Raw genomic sequence first — 14,818 nt, 5'->3', positions numbered from 1 at the left:
GAACTAGTGATCATCGAGTTGCACCTGCTGCAGTCCTTCCCGGTCAGCAACCTCAACCGTGACGACGTCGGCCAGCCCAAGACCGCCACCTTCGGCGGCCAGTTGCGGGGTCGGATCTCGAGCCAGTCACTGAAGCGCTCCGCACGGCTGCTCTTCCAGCGCCACGGGCTCGAGGCCAGCGAGACCGGAATCCGCACCAAGCGGCTCGTGGCCAAGACCGCAACCCTGCTCGGAGAACGCGGCCGCAACCTTGATGAGGCCGTCGGCGTCGCCTCATCGGCGCTGTTGGCCCTCGGTCTAGGGCTCGACAAGCGCCGATCCACCCTCACCGAATACCTGCTCTTCGTCGGAAACGACGCTGTGGATCTTCTCGCCGACTACTGCGAGCGGGACTGGGGTCGCCTAGCCGCCGATGCGGCGGCCCGGGCCAACGCGGCAGCGAAAAAGAAGGCTGACGCCTCGAAGGACGACACGACCGACGAGAAGAAGAGCAAGGTCAAGCCGGACAAGACGACGCTGGAGGCAGCAGCACGGATTCTCGACGCCAGTCGTGTCGTCGACGTGGCGCTCTTCGGGCGCATGATCGCCGACAACAAGGACTTCAACGTCAATGCGGCGTCCCAGGTCGCGCATGCCATCTCGACCCACGCGGTGGTCAACGAGTACGACTACTTCACGGCTGTGGACGACCTCCAGCCCTCTGACGAGTCCGGCGCCGACATGATCGGCACGGTCGACTTCAACGCCGCCTGCTACTACCGGTACGCCAACCTGCATCTCGACCAACTAAGCCAGAACCTCCGTGGGGACACCGACCTGATGGCACGCGCCACCCGGGCGTGGTTGAACGCGTTCATCGACGCGGTACCCAGCGGCAAGCAGAATTCCACAGCCGCCCTGACGCCGCCCGAGACGCTCCTGGTCGTAGTTCGTGACTCCGGCGCCTGGAACCTGGCGAACGCCTTCCTCAAGCCGGTCTCCGACAGTGACCTCATGGTCGCTTCCACCCGCGCCCTGCTCGGTCACTTCAACCGCATACGCCGCTTCTACGGGGAGGACGGGCTCCGTGCAGTCGTCGCCGCCTCCGTCACCGCCGAGTTGGACGGTCTCGCGGAGGGTGAGATCGCACCCAGCCGGCACGAGTTGGTGTCGCGGGTCCTGGCCGCCACGAAGGCCTGAGCGCATGGCCATCCGCTCCCTCGCGCTATGTCTCGACGCGCCAATGCAATCCTGGGGTTCCAGATCTCGGGGCAGCATCCGCGACACCGGTCGAGAACCCAGCAAGTCTGGGGTCATCGGCCTGGTCGCAGCAGCACTCGGGACCTCCCGCGACGACACCGATGCCATCGCCGAACTCAGTCAGCTGCGGATGGGCACGAGAGTAGACCGCGAAGGCATCCTTGAGCGCGACTACCACGTCACCCTGAACGTGCCCACGACCTCAGGTGGGGGGCACCGAACCGCACTCAGCCACCGCTATTACCTCGCTGACGCGGTGTTCCTGGTGGTGCTCGAGGGCGATGAGGACGCACCCCTCGACCGGATCGAGGCAGCGCTTCGGGCACCGGTCTGGCCGCTCTTCCTGGGCCGCCGTGCGTTCCCGCCCGCCCGACCGCTGATGCGCAACGCCAACGACGAGCAGTTCGTCAGCGGAATCGGCCTGACTTCGCAGCCCATGGAGGCCGTGCTGGCCACCCATCCGTGGCTCGAGGATCGAACCGAGGTCCGCGAAGCGGAGCGCCGGCACGCCGACCGGACTCCGCTACGCACCGTGGTCGAATGCGACTCACGCGATCCGGGGGCCGAAGTACGGCTGGACGTTCCACTCTCATTCAAGCCCGAGGACCGGCGGTACGCCGCCCGAGCCGTCCAGACCGGCTCGGTCCCACTCACGGATGAGATGATCTCCACGAAGGAATCGACGTGTACCTGAGCAAACTCACGATCAATGTCTACTCGCGGGACTTCCGACGCGATCACGCCGACCTTCGGCAGATGCACCGAACGGTGATGTGTGGGTACCCGGACCTGCCCAATGACACTCCCGCGCGGCAGTCACAGTCTGTACTCTGGCGGCTCGACAGCGTCCACCGGGGGTTCGTGCAGTACGTGCAGAGCAGTTCCAAGCCCGACTGGAGCCGGCTTCCGGCGGACTACCTTACCCAGTCAGCCGAGGTACGTAGCCTACAACCACTGCTCGACGCGATCAGTCCCGGGCGGACCTTCGCTTTCCGCCTCGTCGGCAACCCCACCCGCACTGTCGTACGCCCTGCGGACCGCGACCGGCCACCGCCCGAGGGCGGCAAGCGTCCGCGCGGCATGAGGATTGCCCGCCACAAGCCCGAAGAACAGATCGAGTGGCTGATCCGGAAGGGCAGCCAACATGGCTTCGTGGTGCCCGCCACCCAGAGCGGTCATCCCGACGTGTCCCCCTCACCGTGCCTTACGGCATCGGGACAACGTCGGCACGGGGAGAAAGGCCCGATCACTCTCGCCCCGGTGCGGTTCGAAGGACACCTAGTGGTCACCGACACCGAAGCCTTCCGCACTGCTGTCCAACAAGGCATTGGCCACGGGAAGGCATACGGGTGTGGGTTGATCAGCTTGGCTCCCCGCAGAGCTGCTTGACCGCGTGATGTAGGAGGCAGCCCGGACGACCGGCTATCGAGGAAAGCTGCTCCCCAAGCACAAGGGAGGCAGCGGATCACCGCCCGCGTGCGCGGGGAGCAGGCACTTCGCCTCGCCCACCTTCTATCCAACAACGGATCACCCCGGCCGACGCCAGCCTGCCCACCCCGAAACAGCTCGTCACCCGGCTGCGGGCCCTCGACCCCGGCCTGGCAACCCAGGTCGGAGACCGGCTGCCGAAGCAGTGGGACGGGCAGCTCACCACCGTGTTGCGCACGGTCGACCAGCTCGGCGCCGAACAGGGCGCCGAGGCGGCCTTCGAGTATCTGCACGGCCAGTACGTGACCTCGGCCCAGTCGCTGTCCGGCCTCGCCGGCACACCGAGCAGCGTTGCCGAAGTGATGCTCGCGCTCGCCGGCTCCGGAGCCCGAATCTTCGACTTCACCTGCGGCACCGGCTCAATTCTGCGGATGGCCGCCGACCGCGCCCTGGCGGACGGCACGACCCTCCGCTGCTACGCCCAGGAAATCAACTCCCAGTACGCCCTGATCACCCTGCTGCGGCTGTGGTTCGTACACCTGCGTGCCCGGCACGCCGGCCACGACGTCGAGCCCCCCGTGGTACACGTGGGTGACAGCCTGCTCGCCGACGCCCTACCCGGACTGCGGGCCGACGTGGTCGTGGCGAACTTTCCGTTCGGCATCCACGACTGGGGCCACGACCGCCTCGCCTACGATCCACGCTGGACCTACGGTCTGCCGCCGCGAACCGAACCCGAACTCGCCTGGGTGCAGCACGCGCTGTCCCACCTCTCCCCCACCGGCACCGCCGTGGTACTCATGCCACCCGCCGCCGCGTCACGCCCCGCGGGCCGCCGGATCCGCGCCGAACTGATTCGGCACGGAGTCCTGCGCGCGGTCGTCGCTCTCCCCGCCGGCCTCATGCCGCCGACCGGAATCGGACTGCACGTCTGGGTACTCACCCAGCACGAGGCCCAGCAGCCGCGCGCCGGAGAGGTCCTCATGGTCGACACGACGAGCGCATCCGAGCATCAGCCACTCACCGACATCGTGGGCGCCTCCTGGGCGGCCTACCTGTCCGATCACTACACCGAACTACCCGGTGTCCACCGCGCCGTGCCCGCCATCGACCTGCTCGACGGCCAGGTCGACGTGACGCCGCAACGCCACCTACCACAGGCCGCCGGGCTTGCCACCAGCCCGGCCCAGACCATCGCCCGGATCGACGAGTTCGTCCGCCTTCTCGACCAGGTGCGACACACCCTGCCCCCGGTCGGGGAGACGCAGACAGCACCGCTACGCGAAGCCCCGCACGCCGACATTGCCGATCTGATCCGGCAGCATCACCGTGCTGCGCGCCCCATCCCGCAGCCGATCAGCCAGCGGCACCGTGCTGACCGCCGCCGACATCCTCTCCGGGGGCCCGGCCACCGGCTCGGCCCCCCGCACCGAGCGCGAGGAGTCGGAGACGCGAGTACGGCCGGGCGACATCCTCGTCCCGTCCATCGGGCACAGGATCAACGCCCGAGTCGCCACCCCGGAACAGGTCGGCGCCGAACTCGGTCCCGGCACCCAACTCGTACGCGTCGACACGACCCGCTTCGATCCGTGGTTCGTCGCCGGTGTCGTCTCGCGGACGGACAACGTACGAGTCGCCGGCCGTGCCTCCAGCACCGCCAACGGCGCCCTGCGCATCGACATCAGGCGGCTGGCGATCCCCGTGATGCCGCTGGAGCAGCAGCGGGCGTACGGTGATGCGTTCCGCCAGCTCGTCGAGTTTCGGATGATGCTGGAGCGGGCTGCCGCCAGCGGCGGCGCCCTCGCATTACCGTCACCATCAAGCCCTCCACAGTGAGTCCTTTCGGAAGTCCACAGCAGACCACTGCTGCGTACGCGAAAAGCGGACCCCTCGGGAGCACCGGGGAGGTAGGGGCCCTGCGTACGCGGTACGCAGCACCGACCGGTGAACGACGGCTGCACGAACGATTCACCCCCGAGGGTGAGCAGCCCTCACCAGAGGTAGCGTACGGGGATGCCGCCTGGATCACCCCAGCGTGCGCGCGGGGAGCAGGCCCGGATCAACCCAGCATTGGAGATGGTGGGGTCACCCCAGAGTGTCGGGATGTATCCGGGACTTGGCGGGCCGGGATCACCCCCGCGTGCGCGGGGAGCAGTCCGGCACCGCCGTGTGCAAGGTCCGCCTCGCGGGATCACCCCCGCGTGCGCGGCGAGCAGGGCCGGGAGGTCGCCGACGTGCTCGCCGCCTACGGATCACCCCCGCGTGCGCGGGGAGCAGCTTCCCGAGGGCGTCCAGTTGCGGGTTCAATTCGGATCACCCCCGCGTGCGCGGGGAGCAGGAACTGGTCGCACTGACCTTCGCCGTGGTGGCGGGATCACCCCCGCGTGCGAGGGGAGCAGCGTAGCCGCTCGTACTCCCCGAGGTCATGCATCGGATCACCCCCGCGTGCGCGGGGAGCAGGCCAGCACGCGGCCGAGCCGGTCCCAAGCGACGGGATCACCCCCGCGTGCGCGGGGAGCAGGGCGGAGGTGGGCCGCGCTCCAAACCGGCCATGGGATCACCCCCGCGTGCGCGGGGAGCAGGCTGAGGCCGGCGGCTCCGCGATCTCCCGCGCGGGATCACCCCCGCGTGCGCGGGAGCAGCCGAGCCCGGCGTTCATCCGGGCGAAGGCGGAGGGATCACCCCCGCGTGCACGGGGAGCAGTCTTCTCCGGTTGCGCCTGGTGTGGCAGGCCCCGGATCACCCCCGCGTGCGCGGGGAGCAGAGTGTGGCGCTTGAGGCCGTCGGCCCTGCGCTGGGATCACCCCCGCGTGCGCGGGGAGCAGACCTGGCCGCCGTCGGTGCGGATCGTGACCGTCGGATCACCCCCGCGTGCGCGGGGAGCAGGTTCCCGGGTCGACCTTGATCCAGATCGGCGTGGGATCACCCCCGCGTGCGCGGGGAGCAGTTTGGCCACCGTTCATTAACCTCGGCGCGGAAAGGATCACCCCCGCGTGCACGGGGAGCAGAAGGTGGTCCGGACCAAGCCGTCCGGTAACACGGGATCACCCCCGCGTGCGCGGGGAGCAGTGGCCCAGGTGCCGTTTGTACTGCGGCAGGAAGGGATCACCCCGCGTGCGCGGGGAGCAGACGCTCGGCCGCGTCCAGCTGGACCGGACCCACGGATCACCCCCGCGTGCGCGGGGAGCAGTACGCGCCCGCGAACTTGCAGGCGGTCCGGCGGGGATCACCCCCGCGTGCGCGGGGAGCAGGCGCCGATGATCCCGCCGTCCTCGTAGGAGTAGGGATCACCCCCGCGTGCGCGGGGAGCAGACGCGAACCTGCGCGCGATCGAGGGCCGGAACCGGATCACCCCCGCGTGCGCGGGGAGCAGGGTCTCCCGCAGGTCCCGCTCCTCGGCCTCGAGGGATCACCCCCGCGTGCGCGGAAAGCAGCCGGGCCCCGAGTTCCTGCGCGCGACGGCCGTGGGATCACCCCCGCGTGCGCGGGGAGCAGCCGGCGGCCCGCCAGTGGGTGGCGGACGCCTGGGGATCACCCCCGCGTGCGCGGGGAGCAGATGGACGCGAACTTGCCGAGTCCCTGCCCCAGCGGATCACCCCCGCGCGCGCGGGGAGCAGCAGTTCACCGGCTCCCCGACACTCGGGATCGTCGGATCACCCCCGCGTGCGCGGGGAGCAGACATGTCCCCGTCCCACGCCATGTCCCGGACAGGGATCACCCCCGCGTGCGCGGGGAGCAGCTCACCACTCGACGCGCGATGGTTCGGTACTCCGGATCACCCCCGCGTGCGCGGGGAGCAGTTACCGAGCTGCCGACGCTGCGAGGCAGCTTGCGGATCACCCCCGCGTTCGCGGGGAGCAGGCGTGCTCGGCCTTATCGATCCGGCGCCACATGGGATCACCCCCGCGTGCGCGGGGAGCAGCCGGGCCGGCACGCGGTAACGAGCGCGGATGTGGGATCACCCCCGCGTGCGCGGGGAGCAGATCACGTCCTAAGCCGGAACACGTGGACGCTACGGATCACCCCCGCGTGCGCGGGGAGCAGGGCGACCCCGGCGGTGCTGGCGCTGTCTGAGGGGGATCACCCCCGCGTGCGCGGGGAGCAGGCTTCCTGACCTGCTGCTCTAGAGATCAAATGGGTCGTTTTTCTTCACTTTGGTTCGCAAGATCGTTTCTCCAACACCTAATGCATCCAGCGCGCCTGCATGCGTCTGCTACGGACGCCGGGAAACGTCCTCGACGAACGAGCGCCAGGCGCCCGGGTCGAAGGTAAGGGCGGCACCGTCGCGGTCCTTACTGTCTCGGATCAGCACTCGGCCTGGAAGGTTGTCGGCGACCTCTACGCAGGCGCCGCCGTTGTTGCCGCTGCGGGTGCTCTTGCGCCAGTGGGCGCCGGCCAGGTCATCCATGGTGGGCTGCCTTCTTCATCAGTGCCAGTGAGGCAGAGCTTGGGAGGGCGAAACTGCGAATCCGCTCCCATCTACCCGCCAGCGTAGCAACGTCCTCGACTCCCTCCACGATGTGCGCCGCCACCTGGCTGTCGGCGTACCCGGCGCGCACGCCATCGCTTAGCTCGGCAATGATGAACTGGCCGCCGAGTCCCGGGTAGAGGCCGGTGCTGGCCGGCACAACGTGGAGCTCGACGTTCGGCAGTGCAGCGAGCTCAATCATTCGCTCCAGTTGCTCTGCGCAGAGTCGGGGCGGACTCGCGCAGAGTCGCTGGATGACAGCCTCATCCAGGACCGTCACGAGCAGCGGCGGACGCTCCCTGGTCAGGATGGCCTGCCGCCGTAGGCGCGCGGTCACCAGGCGGTCGACATCCTCAGCCGTCAGCATCTCGCCCGCCAGTGTCGCCCGCGCGTACGCCTCGGTCTGGAGAACGCCAGGCACCCACGCCGGCTCATACCAGCGGAGCGACACCGCCTCGTGCTCCGTGTCGGCCCACGGCCGAAACCATACGGGATCGCGCCGCTTTAGGACGTCCGGCCAGAGCTCTGCGACGTCCCGGCCCACAAGCCCAGCGATCTTCGCCCTGTGTCGCGTCTGCGGCACGCGTCCGGGAGTCACCCACCGGGCAGCAGTTTTCGGGTCGACGCCGACTTGCTCCGCCAGACTCTCCGGAGTCTCGCCTGACTCCGTCATCGCTTCCAAAAAGGTCCGGTTCATCACGAACTCCCATTTGAACGTCCGGAACGTCCCGGGTCCATCTTGCAACGGAGTGTGTTTGAAGCACAACAGTAAGCAAAGTGGATTTGAGCGACTCACCGAGACCGAGTTCTCCGGCCTCTACTTCGCAGATGGGAGACACCCATGACGCTCAGCCGTAAAGCCAAGGCGTACCATCGCCGCGACTGGCGACGCCTCTGGCGGTACTGCCGGTGTGGTTTTCACTGGCGCTGTCCGGACTCGGTCGACCTGGTGCCGATGCCTTACCAGCCCTCACCCGTGCCGCCGCTGACCCGCCAGCAGCACCAAGCCGCCAGCCGCGCGACGCCGCCCGTCGACTTCACCGAGACCGAGCGGTCCGAAATCCGCGCTCTGACGCCGGACCCCGCTCCCCCACCGGCCCGGTCACGAACGACCAACCGCCGCCCCGCCCAGGACCCATCCACCAGCCCGCAGCCGAGGAATCGCCGCGCGGAAGCGCGCAGCCGCCAACCTCAGGAGCAGCACGCCCGGCGCGGTGAACGGGTGTGACCGGTGATCGGCCCGCAGGAGCGCTGGCTACGGCACGTGCGGCGCAAGTACGCCCGAGACGGCCACAACCCGACCAGGTCGTACGCCTGCCGCGCCTGCGCCTCTCCGTGGCCCTGCCGGCCCGCCCGCCTGGCGCTGTTGACCGCCTACCACGGTGACCGGATCGGCCTGATGGTCTACCTCGGCACGCATCTCGCCCGCGCCCTGTGCCAACTCCCCGACACGCACCCCGCGCTGATCACGGCACAACTTCTGGGCTGGCTCCCCCGCCGCCACTGACCCGTCTCATCACCCACGCCCGCCCCGGACCGTCTCTCCCCCGGTCCGGGGCGGGCCCAATTCCCACCGTCGACCGCCAGTCCCACCGTCGACCGCCAGCGAACCCGCACAGCCGACCCCCTCCGGTGCTCCGGACCGGCGGCTCACAACCCCAACACGCTGCGCCGCACCTCGGGGCTGTCGCGCAGTTCGTCCGCCGGCCCGGTCAACACCACCCGACCCTCACCGAGCAGGTACGCCCGGCCCGCCACCGCGAGCGCCCGCTGCACGTCCTGCTCCACCACGACCACGCTCACCCCGGTCGCGTTGATCTGGACGATCGCGTCGTAGACCTCGTCGACCCGGACCGGTGCGAGCCCCAGCGACGGCTCGTCGAGCAGCAGCAGGCGCGGCCGGGCCATCAGCGCCCGCCCGATCGCCAGCATCTGCTGCTCTCCCCCACTCAGACTGCCGGCGAGCTGACCTGCACGTTCGCTCAGCCTGGGGAAGAGCGCGTAGACCTCGGTCAGGGTGTCCCGGTGTTCCCGGCGGGCACCCCGTCGATAGGCGCCGAGCACCAGGTTGTCCAGCACGGTCATCCGGGGAAAGATCCGCCGCCCCTCCGGGACCACCGCCACGCCGTGCCCGCAGACGCGGTGGCCGCGCAGCCGGGTGACGTCGGCGCCGCCGACGGTGATTTTGCCACGGTACGCCGGATGCAGCCCGGCGATGGCGTTCACCAGTGTCGACTTGCCCGCACCGTTCGGGCCGACGACGCAGACCGTCTCCCCCTCCTGCACCTCCAACGCGACGTCCCAGAGCGCCTGGGCGTCGCCGTAGCGCACGTCGAGGTCGTGGACCCGCAACAACGGTTCAGACATGAGCTTGCCTCCCCAGGTAGGCGCGGACCACGGCCGGATCGTTCAGCACGGTCTGCGGGTCACCGTCGGCCAGGCAGGTGCCCCGGTCGAGCACCACCAGCCGGGTGGCGAGCTGGTTGAGCACCCGCAGCAGGTGCTCGACGATGACGATGGTGATGCCGCTGTCGTGGATCCGCCGGACCACCCGGACGGCGTTGTCGACCTCGGCCGGGTTGAGCCCGGCCAGTGCCTCGTCCAGCAGCAGCACCCGGGGGTTGGCGGCGATCGCCCGGGCCATCTCCAGCAGTTGCCGCTGGTGCAGGTTGAGGCTGCCGGGGTACGCGTCCGCGAGGTGTTCCAGCGCGACCGTACGCAGGTGGCGTTCCGCCATCGGCCGGGCCCGCTGCAACGAGGTTGGCGTACGCCCGAACATGATCGCCATCGCCACGTTGTCCCGGACGGTCATCGAGTCGAACGGTCGGGGGATCTGGTAGGTCCTCGCCATCCCGACGTGCGCGATCCGGTGCGGAGGCAGCCGGGTGATGTCCTGCCCGTCCAGCAGGATGGTGCCCCGGGTCGGCCGGATCGCCCCGGAGAGCAGGTTGACCAGGGTCGTCTTGCCGGACCCGTTCGGTCCGACGAGACCGACGAGTTCGCCCTCCCGGATCTGCACGCTCACGTCCTCCAGCGCGTGCACCCCACCGAAGTACCGGGCCACCTGGCGGCACTCGACCAGCACCTTGCCGCCGCTCAGATCCGGTACCGACCGACCGCCATCACCGTCACCGACACCGACAGCACCGTCACCCGCAACGGCCCCGGCGAGAGCATCGGCGACAGTGACCTGGTCCGACACCGGTTCGGCCACGCCGTCGCCGTCGGGCGCACTATCACCGCCGGCCGCGCCGTCACCGCTTGCCGCACTGCTGCTCGGCACGCTGCCGCCGGTCGGACGCAGGCCGAGCCGGGCCGCGATCTGAGGCGTGCCGAGCACGATCGCGGCCAGGCTGGCGGCGAGCATCCCGACGACCAGCCAGTCCAGCAGTTCGCCCCAGAATCGCAGCACCGCGAGGCCGCCGGTCACCACCACCAGGGTGCCGGCCGCGACCAGCGGCCGGGCCCGGAGCCGCGCGTACAGGCCGTCGGGGGCGAGCGCGACCAGCAGGGCGAGGACGCCGCCGAGAATGATCAGGTTGTACGCGTCCAGCCCGTACGACGAGAGCCGGTCCTGCAAGGTGACGATCAGTACCGCGCCGATCACCGGTCCGAGCCAGTGTCGCCGCCCGCCCAGCACTCCCATCACGATGACGAAGAGCGGGATGGTCAGCCCGAAGACGCTCTCGACGGTGACGAAGCCGATCTGCAGCGCGTAGACGCTGCCGGCGACGCCGCCGAGTACCCCGCTGAGCAGCATCGCCAGCATCTTGTACCGGAACGTCGCCACCCCGGTCACCTCGGCCACGTCCTCGGCGTCGCGGATCGCGGCCAGCGCGGCGCCGGGCCGGGTGTGCTGGACGACGTACGCGACGGCGACCGCTGCGGTGGCGATCAGCAGTGCCAGCAGGAACTGGAACTGCTGGAACGAGCCGATCCCGGCCGGCAGTTCGGGCACCGGGACGGTGGCGCCCTGTCCACCGTCGACCGACCGGTTGATCCGGGCGAACGCGGCCAGGATGAACGGCACGGCGAGGGTCAGCAGCGCGAAGATCTCGCCGCGCAGCGAGCCGAGCCGGAACGCCACGGCGCCGATGCCGAGGGCGAGCAGTCCGGAGAGTACCGCCGCCACCGGCAGGGTGAGGAAGAAGTCGACGCCGTGCCGGCCGGCGAGCACCGCGGTGCTGTAGGCGCCGACCCCGACGTACGCGGCCTGGCCGAAGCTGAAGTAGCCGCTGTAGCCGGAGAGGATGTTCCAGCTCGTCGCCTGGGCGATCCAGAAGCAGATCGAGCCGAGCAGCACCAGATGGAACGAGGCTATCCCGAGCTGGTCGGCGAAGGCGCCGAGCGCGGCCAGCGCCAGGAACGCCCCGAGCAGTCCCACCCCGCCCCGGCGCATCATCGGACACCTCCGGTGGTGGCGAAGAGTCCCTGCGGGCGCAGCAGCAGGGCGAGGATGATCGCGGAGAAGAGCACGAACGGCGCGGTCGCCGGTGACCAGACCGCGGCGACGACGCCGGAGAGCACCCCGACCAGGATCCCGGAGGCGAAGGTGCCGACCACCTCGCCGATCCCGCCGAGGATCACCACCGCGAAGACGGTGCCGAACCACTCGTACGCGGTCTCCGGGGTGAGCGCGTTGGCCAGCGCGAAGACCATCCCGGCGAGGGCTGCGGTCGCACCCACCACCCCGCCGAGCAGCACGCTGAGCCGCCGGTGGTCGACGCCGAAGGCACCGGCGACGGCCCGGTCCTGGGCCATCGCCCGCATCGCCCGGCCGGCGAAGGTACGCCGCAGCACCAGGTGTGCGGCGGCCACCACCAGCAGGGCGAGGCCGAACGCCATCAGGGTGGTGATCGGGAAGACCAGCCGGCCGAGCGTGACCGAGCCGGTGGCGTACGGGTTGACCTCGGCCGGCATCCGCTGGAAGTCGGCGCTCCAGATGTTGCTGACCACCTGGATCGTGATGCTCAGCAGCCCGAAGCTGACCAGCAGCGAGTTGAACTCGCTCAACCGCAGCCGGTCGAAGAGCCACTGGATCGCGGCGCCGGCCACGAAGAGCGCCGGCACCGTCACCACCAGAGACAGCAGCGGGTCGAGCCGCCACGAGACGGTGATCTGGAACGTGAGGTACGCGCCGATCAGAATCAGTCCGAAGTGGGCCAGGTTGATGACGCGCAGCACCCCCCAGGTGACGGAGAGGCCGGTGGCCATCAGGGCGTAGAGGCCACCGATCAGCGCTCCGCTGAGCGTGGCCTGGATGACGTTCATACGGGGGTCGCCTCGGCTTCTGGTCGGTCGGGCGGTTTCACTTGGTGATGTCGTCCACCGGCGACAGCGCTGTCGGGCCGGGGAGTGGATCGGTCGGGTCGGTGGGCGCGTCCGGGCCCGGGTCTGGGGCCGGGCCCGGACGCGCGGTCACGGGCGGGCGGTCACGAGCGGGCGGGGGCGAACGGCGCGGCGGCCCGGTCGGCCGGCCAGACGGTGACCCAGTCGCCCTGCTGGATCTGCTTGATGGCCTGGGTGGTCGGCCAGAAGTTCTGCACCTTCGGGTCGAAGCTGAGGTGGCCGCTGAAGGTCGTGTCCGCGCCCTTCTCGTGCAGGGTGTCGCACATCTTCTTCTGGTCGGTCCCGCCGCTCTCCTTCACCCCGGCGGCCAGGATCTCCCAGGCGTTCCAGGAGGCGGCGGCCTGGGTCTCGAAGACCGTGTACGGCAGCCCTGCCGCCTTGGCCCGGGCGGTGAAGTCGTCCACGATCTCGGTGGCCGGCGCCCCGAGCCGCTCCAGGGTCGGCTTGTTCGGCTCGAACATCGACACCGACAGCACCCCCTCGGCCACCTCGCCGAGGTCGAGCAGCGGTCCGGGTGCCGGGAAGAGGCTGAACATCCGCTTCGGCTCGTAGTTGAGCTGGGCCATCGCCTGGAGGAGGTTGACCGCGTCCACCCCGAGACCGTTGTTGATCACGAGATCGGGGTCGGCGTCGCGTACCTGGGTGGCGATCGGCGCCCAGTCGGTGGTCGTCGGCGGGTAGTGCACGTCGACCACGACGTCGATGCCCCGCTCCCGGGCGATGCTCAGCGCGCCGGTCTTGTCCTCGCCGTAGCCGTCGGAGACGAAGGCGGCCGAGCCGCTCTGGCTGGTCAGCACCGCGACCGACTTCGGCGGGTCGGGTTGGGCGGCGAGCGCGTCGAAGAGCTGGGTCGGGATGAACTGGTTCGGGGTGGGCCCGATCGACCAGGCCGGGAACTGGCACTCGTAGGTCAGCTGTGGTGCCAGCACGGCGGTGTGCTGGGGCATCACGTACCCGTGCCGCTGGGCGACCGCCATCGCGGAGAGGATGTTCGGGGTGGCGTACGGGCCGATGATCAGGTCCACCCGGTCCTGGCTGATCAGCCGCTCGTAGAGCTGGCTGACCTTGGACTGGTCGGACTGGTCGTCGACCACCTTCCACTCGACCTGGCGGCCAAGAAGCCCACCGGCGGCGTTCAGCCGCTCGACGAAGGTCTCGCCGGCGAGTTTGTGTATCTGCCCGGTCGCCGCGAAGGCGCCGGTGAGGGAGAGGGTCGAGCCGACCACGATCGGGTCGTCGTTGTCGGAGCCGGAACCGGAGCCGTTGCCGCAGCCGGCGGCGGCCACGCCGAGCGCCAGTGCGGTGGCGACGGCGGCAAGGGAACGCTTACGCATCTGTCGGATACCTTTCGTCGCTGTCGGGAGTGGGTCGCTGTCGCGGGGGCCCGGGGGCGGGTACGGCTCCCGGCGGTGCCGGGCCGGCGCCCCGGGGCCGGTCAGTCGCCGGCGGCGAGGGCGCGCCGGCGGCGCAGCAGTGGGGGTACGCTGCCGAGCAGCCCGACGGCCAGGGCCAGGGTGCCCCAGCCGTAGCCGGCGAACCCGTCGAGCCCGATCAGGTGATCCAGCGACCAGGCGCCGGGTCCGGTGTACGCCAGCACGATGGCGAGCGCGCCGTAGACGAAGGCGACCTCGTAGCCGCCGAGGTGCGCCCAGAGCCCGTTGGGGACGTTGACGGAGGCGGCCACGATCATCGTGCCGAGCACGACGCTCGCGCCGAGCGGGGTGGCCAGGCCCAGCGCGATCAGTGCCGCGCCGAGGAGTTCGGCCGTTCCGGCCAGCAGCGCCATGGCCCGACCGGGCCGGAAGCCCCAGGTGTGGAAGGTGCTGCCGGTGCCGGCGGGGCCCTGGCCACGGAACCAGCCGAACAGCTTCTGGCTGGCGTGGCCGAAGAGCAGCGCCGCGAGGAGGAGCCGGAGCAGTAGCAGGCCGAGGCTCATGCCGCACCTGCCGAGCCCGGTCCGCCGGTCTGGCCGGTGGTGCCTGGCCGGCTCTCGGCCGACCGCCGGGTGGGGTTGGTGCTGTGGGTGGACGCGGGACGCGGAACCACCGCCGATGGCGCCATAACTCTCTCCTCCGAGGCTGAGCCCTGCGCGACCTCTTCTGCGGACGAGCGTCCGCTACACGGACGCGACGCACATCACAATCTCCGCTGCCACCTGTTAGATGTCAAGACTCAGGCTGGAAACAATTGCGTCTGAGCGCGGACTGGTGTTCGCTTGACGGTCAGAGGTCGGGTCGGCGGCACAATTCCGTACCCGATCCACTTCGACCACCGGCCGGACGTGCCGGGACGGACGCCGCCCGGCCGAGCCGGGGGCGGGCCCGCCCGGACGTC

13 protein-coding genes and 2 CRISPR repeat arrays are annotated in these 14,818 nt (G+C 70.1%); of the genes, 6 read left to right on the top strand and 7 right to left on the bottom strand.

Annotated features, from left to right (window positions below):
- Nucleotides 1–6: 6 nt before the first annotated feature.
- The 4 genes from cas7e (at nucleotide 7) to EV371_RS15300 (ending at nucleotide 4,403) form a co-directional block, all read left to right on the top strand.
- Nucleotides 7–1,179: a type I-E CRISPR-associated protein Cas7/Cse4/CasC gene (gene cas7e / locus EV371_RS15315; RefSeq protein ID WP_130462626.1), complete on the top strand. Its 1,173-nt coding sequence runs from the start codon at nucleotides 7–9 to the stop codon at nucleotides 1,177–1,179.
- A 4-nt stretch (nucleotides 1,180–1,183) separates the two neighbouring features.
- Nucleotides 1,184–1,933 carry a type I-E CRISPR-associated protein Cas5/CasD gene (gene cas5e, locus EV371_RS15310; RefSeq protein ID WP_130462625.1) on the top strand — a complete coding sequence of 250 codons (750 nt, stop codon included), beginning with the start codon at nucleotides 1,184–1,186 and terminating at the stop codon, nucleotides 1,931–1,933.
- On the top strand, nucleotides 1,924–2,628 hold the full coding sequence (gene cas6e, locus EV371_RS15305) for a type I-E CRISPR-associated protein Cas6/Cse3/CasE (RefSeq protein WP_130462624.1): 705 nt from the start codon (nucleotides 1,924–1,926) through the stop codon (nucleotides 2,626–2,628). The genes cas5e and cas6e overlap by 10 nt, the downstream gene beginning before the upstream one ends.
- 266 nt (nucleotides 2,629–2,894) lie before the next feature.
- The gene (locus EV371_RS15300) at nucleotides 2,895–4,403 is read left to right on the top strand and encodes an HsdM family class I SAM-dependent methyltransferase (RefSeq protein ID WP_486484627.1); all 1,509 of its coding nucleotides are present in this window, start codon (nucleotides 2,895–2,897) and stop codon (nucleotides 4,401–4,403) included.
- A 391-nt stretch (nucleotides 4,404–4,794) separates the two neighbouring features.
- Nucleotides 4,795–5,249: a CRISPR direct-repeat array (repeat unit 28 nt; unit sequence GGATCACCCCCGCGTGCGCGGGGAGCAG).
- Between the two features lie 92 nt (nucleotides 5,250–5,341).
- Nucleotides 5,342–6,772: direct repeats of the CRISPR family, unit length 28 nt; unit sequence GGATCACCCCCGCGTGCGCGGGGAGCAG.
- A gap of 108 nt (nucleotides 6,773–6,880) precedes the next feature.
- On the opposite strand, the gene EV371_RS15295 is transcribed toward EV371_RS15300, so the two are convergent.
- Together EV371_RS15295 and EV371_RS15290 are read right to left on the bottom strand one after the other, a co-directional pair.
- Nucleotides 6,881–7,075, bottom strand: coding sequence for a DUF397 domain-containing protein (locus EV371_RS15295; RefSeq protein WP_130462623.1), 195 nt, complete (start codon nucleotides 7,073–7,075; stop codon nucleotides 6,881–6,883).
- Entirely contained in the window at nucleotides 7,068–7,832 is a 765-nt protein-coding gene (locus EV371_RS15290) for a Scr1 family TA system antitoxin-like transcriptional regulator (protein WP_130462622.1), read from the bottom strand. The genes EV371_RS15295 and EV371_RS15290 overlap by 8 nt, the downstream gene beginning before the upstream one ends.
- Nucleotides 7,833–7,976: 144 nt before the next feature.
- Here EV371_RS15290 and EV371_RS15285 point away from each other — a divergent pair, with 144 nt between their 5' ends.
- Nucleotides 7,977–8,363 (top strand): YML083C domain-containing protein, encoded by a 387-nt coding sequence (locus EV371_RS15285; protein WP_130462621.1) that lies wholly within the window; start codon nucleotides 7,977–7,979, stop codon nucleotides 8,361–8,363.
- 3 nt (nucleotides 8,364–8,366) lie between these two features.
- Nucleotides 8,367–8,642 (top strand): flavin reductase, encoded by a 276-nt coding sequence (locus EV371_RS15280; RefSeq protein WP_486484626.1) that lies wholly within the window; start codon nucleotides 8,367–8,369, stop codon nucleotides 8,640–8,642.
- A 143-nt stretch (nucleotides 8,643–8,785) separates the two neighbouring features.
- On the opposite strand, the gene EV371_RS15275 is transcribed toward EV371_RS15280, so the two are convergent.
- The 5 genes from EV371_RS15275 to EV371_RS15255 all read right to left on the bottom strand — a co-directional run bounded on the left by EV371_RS15275 (nucleotide 8,786) and on the right by EV371_RS15255 (nucleotide 14,420).
- Nucleotides 8,786–9,502: an ABC transporter ATP-binding protein gene (locus tag EV371_RS15275; RefSeq protein ID WP_130462620.1), complete on the bottom strand. Its 717-nt coding sequence runs from the start codon at nucleotides 9,500–9,502 to the stop codon at nucleotides 8,786–8,788.
- Nucleotides 9,495–11,537 (bottom strand): branched-chain amino acid ABC transporter ATP-binding protein/permease, encoded by a 2,043-nt coding sequence (locus tag EV371_RS15270; RefSeq protein WP_130462619.1) that lies wholly within the window; start codon nucleotides 11,535–11,537, stop codon nucleotides 9,495–9,497. The genes EV371_RS15275 and EV371_RS15270 overlap by 8 nt, the downstream gene beginning before the upstream one ends.
- Nucleotides 11,534–12,406 carry a branched-chain amino acid ABC transporter permease gene (locus EV371_RS15265; protein ID WP_130462618.1) on the bottom strand — a complete coding sequence of 291 codons (873 nt, stop codon included), beginning with the start codon at nucleotides 12,404–12,406 and terminating at the stop codon, nucleotides 11,534–11,536. Before EV371_RS15265 ends, EV371_RS15270 begins: the two co-directional genes overlap by 4 nt.
- 161 nt (nucleotides 12,407–12,567) lie before the next feature.
- Entirely contained in the window at nucleotides 12,568–13,818 is a 1,251-nt protein-coding gene (locus EV371_RS15260; protein ID WP_130462617.1) for an amino acid ABC transporter substrate-binding protein, read from the bottom strand.
- Between the two features lie 101 nt (nucleotides 13,819–13,919).
- Nucleotides 13,920–14,420 (bottom strand): DoxX family membrane protein, encoded by a 501-nt coding sequence (locus tag EV371_RS15255; protein ID WP_130462616.1) that lies wholly within the window; start codon nucleotides 14,418–14,420, stop codon nucleotides 13,920–13,922.
- Nucleotides 14,421–14,818: the final 398 nt, after the last annotated feature.

Source organism: Plantactinospora sp. CNZ321 (genome assembly GCF_004217235.1).
The sequence above is the reverse complement of the archived record's forward strand: the minus strand, read 5'-3'. Positions and strand labels throughout refer to the sequence as shown.

Bases quoted from the DNA above. Each gene is read 5' to 3' on its own strand.
- EV371_RS15295 (WP_130462623.1), bottom strand. From the start codon at position 7,075: ATGGATGACCTGGCCGGCGCCCACTGGCGCAAGAGCACCCGCAGCGGC.
- EV371_RS15255 (WP_130462616.1), bottom strand. From the start codon at position 14,420: ATGAGCCTCGGCCTGCTACTGCTCCGGCTCCTCCTCGCGGCGCTGCTC.
- cas5e (WP_130462625.1), top strand. From the start codon at position 1,184: ATGGCCATCCGCTCCCTCGCGCTATGTCTCGACGCGCCAATGCAATCC.
- EV371_RS15285 (WP_130462621.1), top strand. From the start codon at position 7,977: ATGACGCTCAGCCGTAAAGCCAAGGCGTACCATCGCCGCGACTGGCGA.
- EV371_RS15290 (WP_130462622.1), bottom strand. From the start codon at position 7,832: ATGAACCGGACCTTTTTGGAAGCGATGACGGAGTCAGGCGAGACTCCG.
- EV371_RS15275 (WP_130462620.1), bottom strand. From the start codon at position 9,502: ATGTCTGAACCGTTGTTGCGGGTCCACGACCTCGACGTGCGCTACGGC.
- EV371_RS15270 (WP_130462619.1), bottom strand. From the start codon at position 11,537: ATGATGCGCCGGGGCGGGGTGGGACTGCTCGGGGCGTTCCTGGCGCTG.
- EV371_RS15260 (WP_130462617.1), bottom strand. From the start codon at position 13,818: ATGCGTAAGCGTTCCCTTGCCGCCGTCGCCACCGCACTGGCGCTCGGC.
- EV371_RS15265 (WP_130462618.1), bottom strand. From the start codon at position 12,406: ATGAACGTCATCCAGGCCACGCTCAGCGGAGCGCTGATCGGTGGCCTC.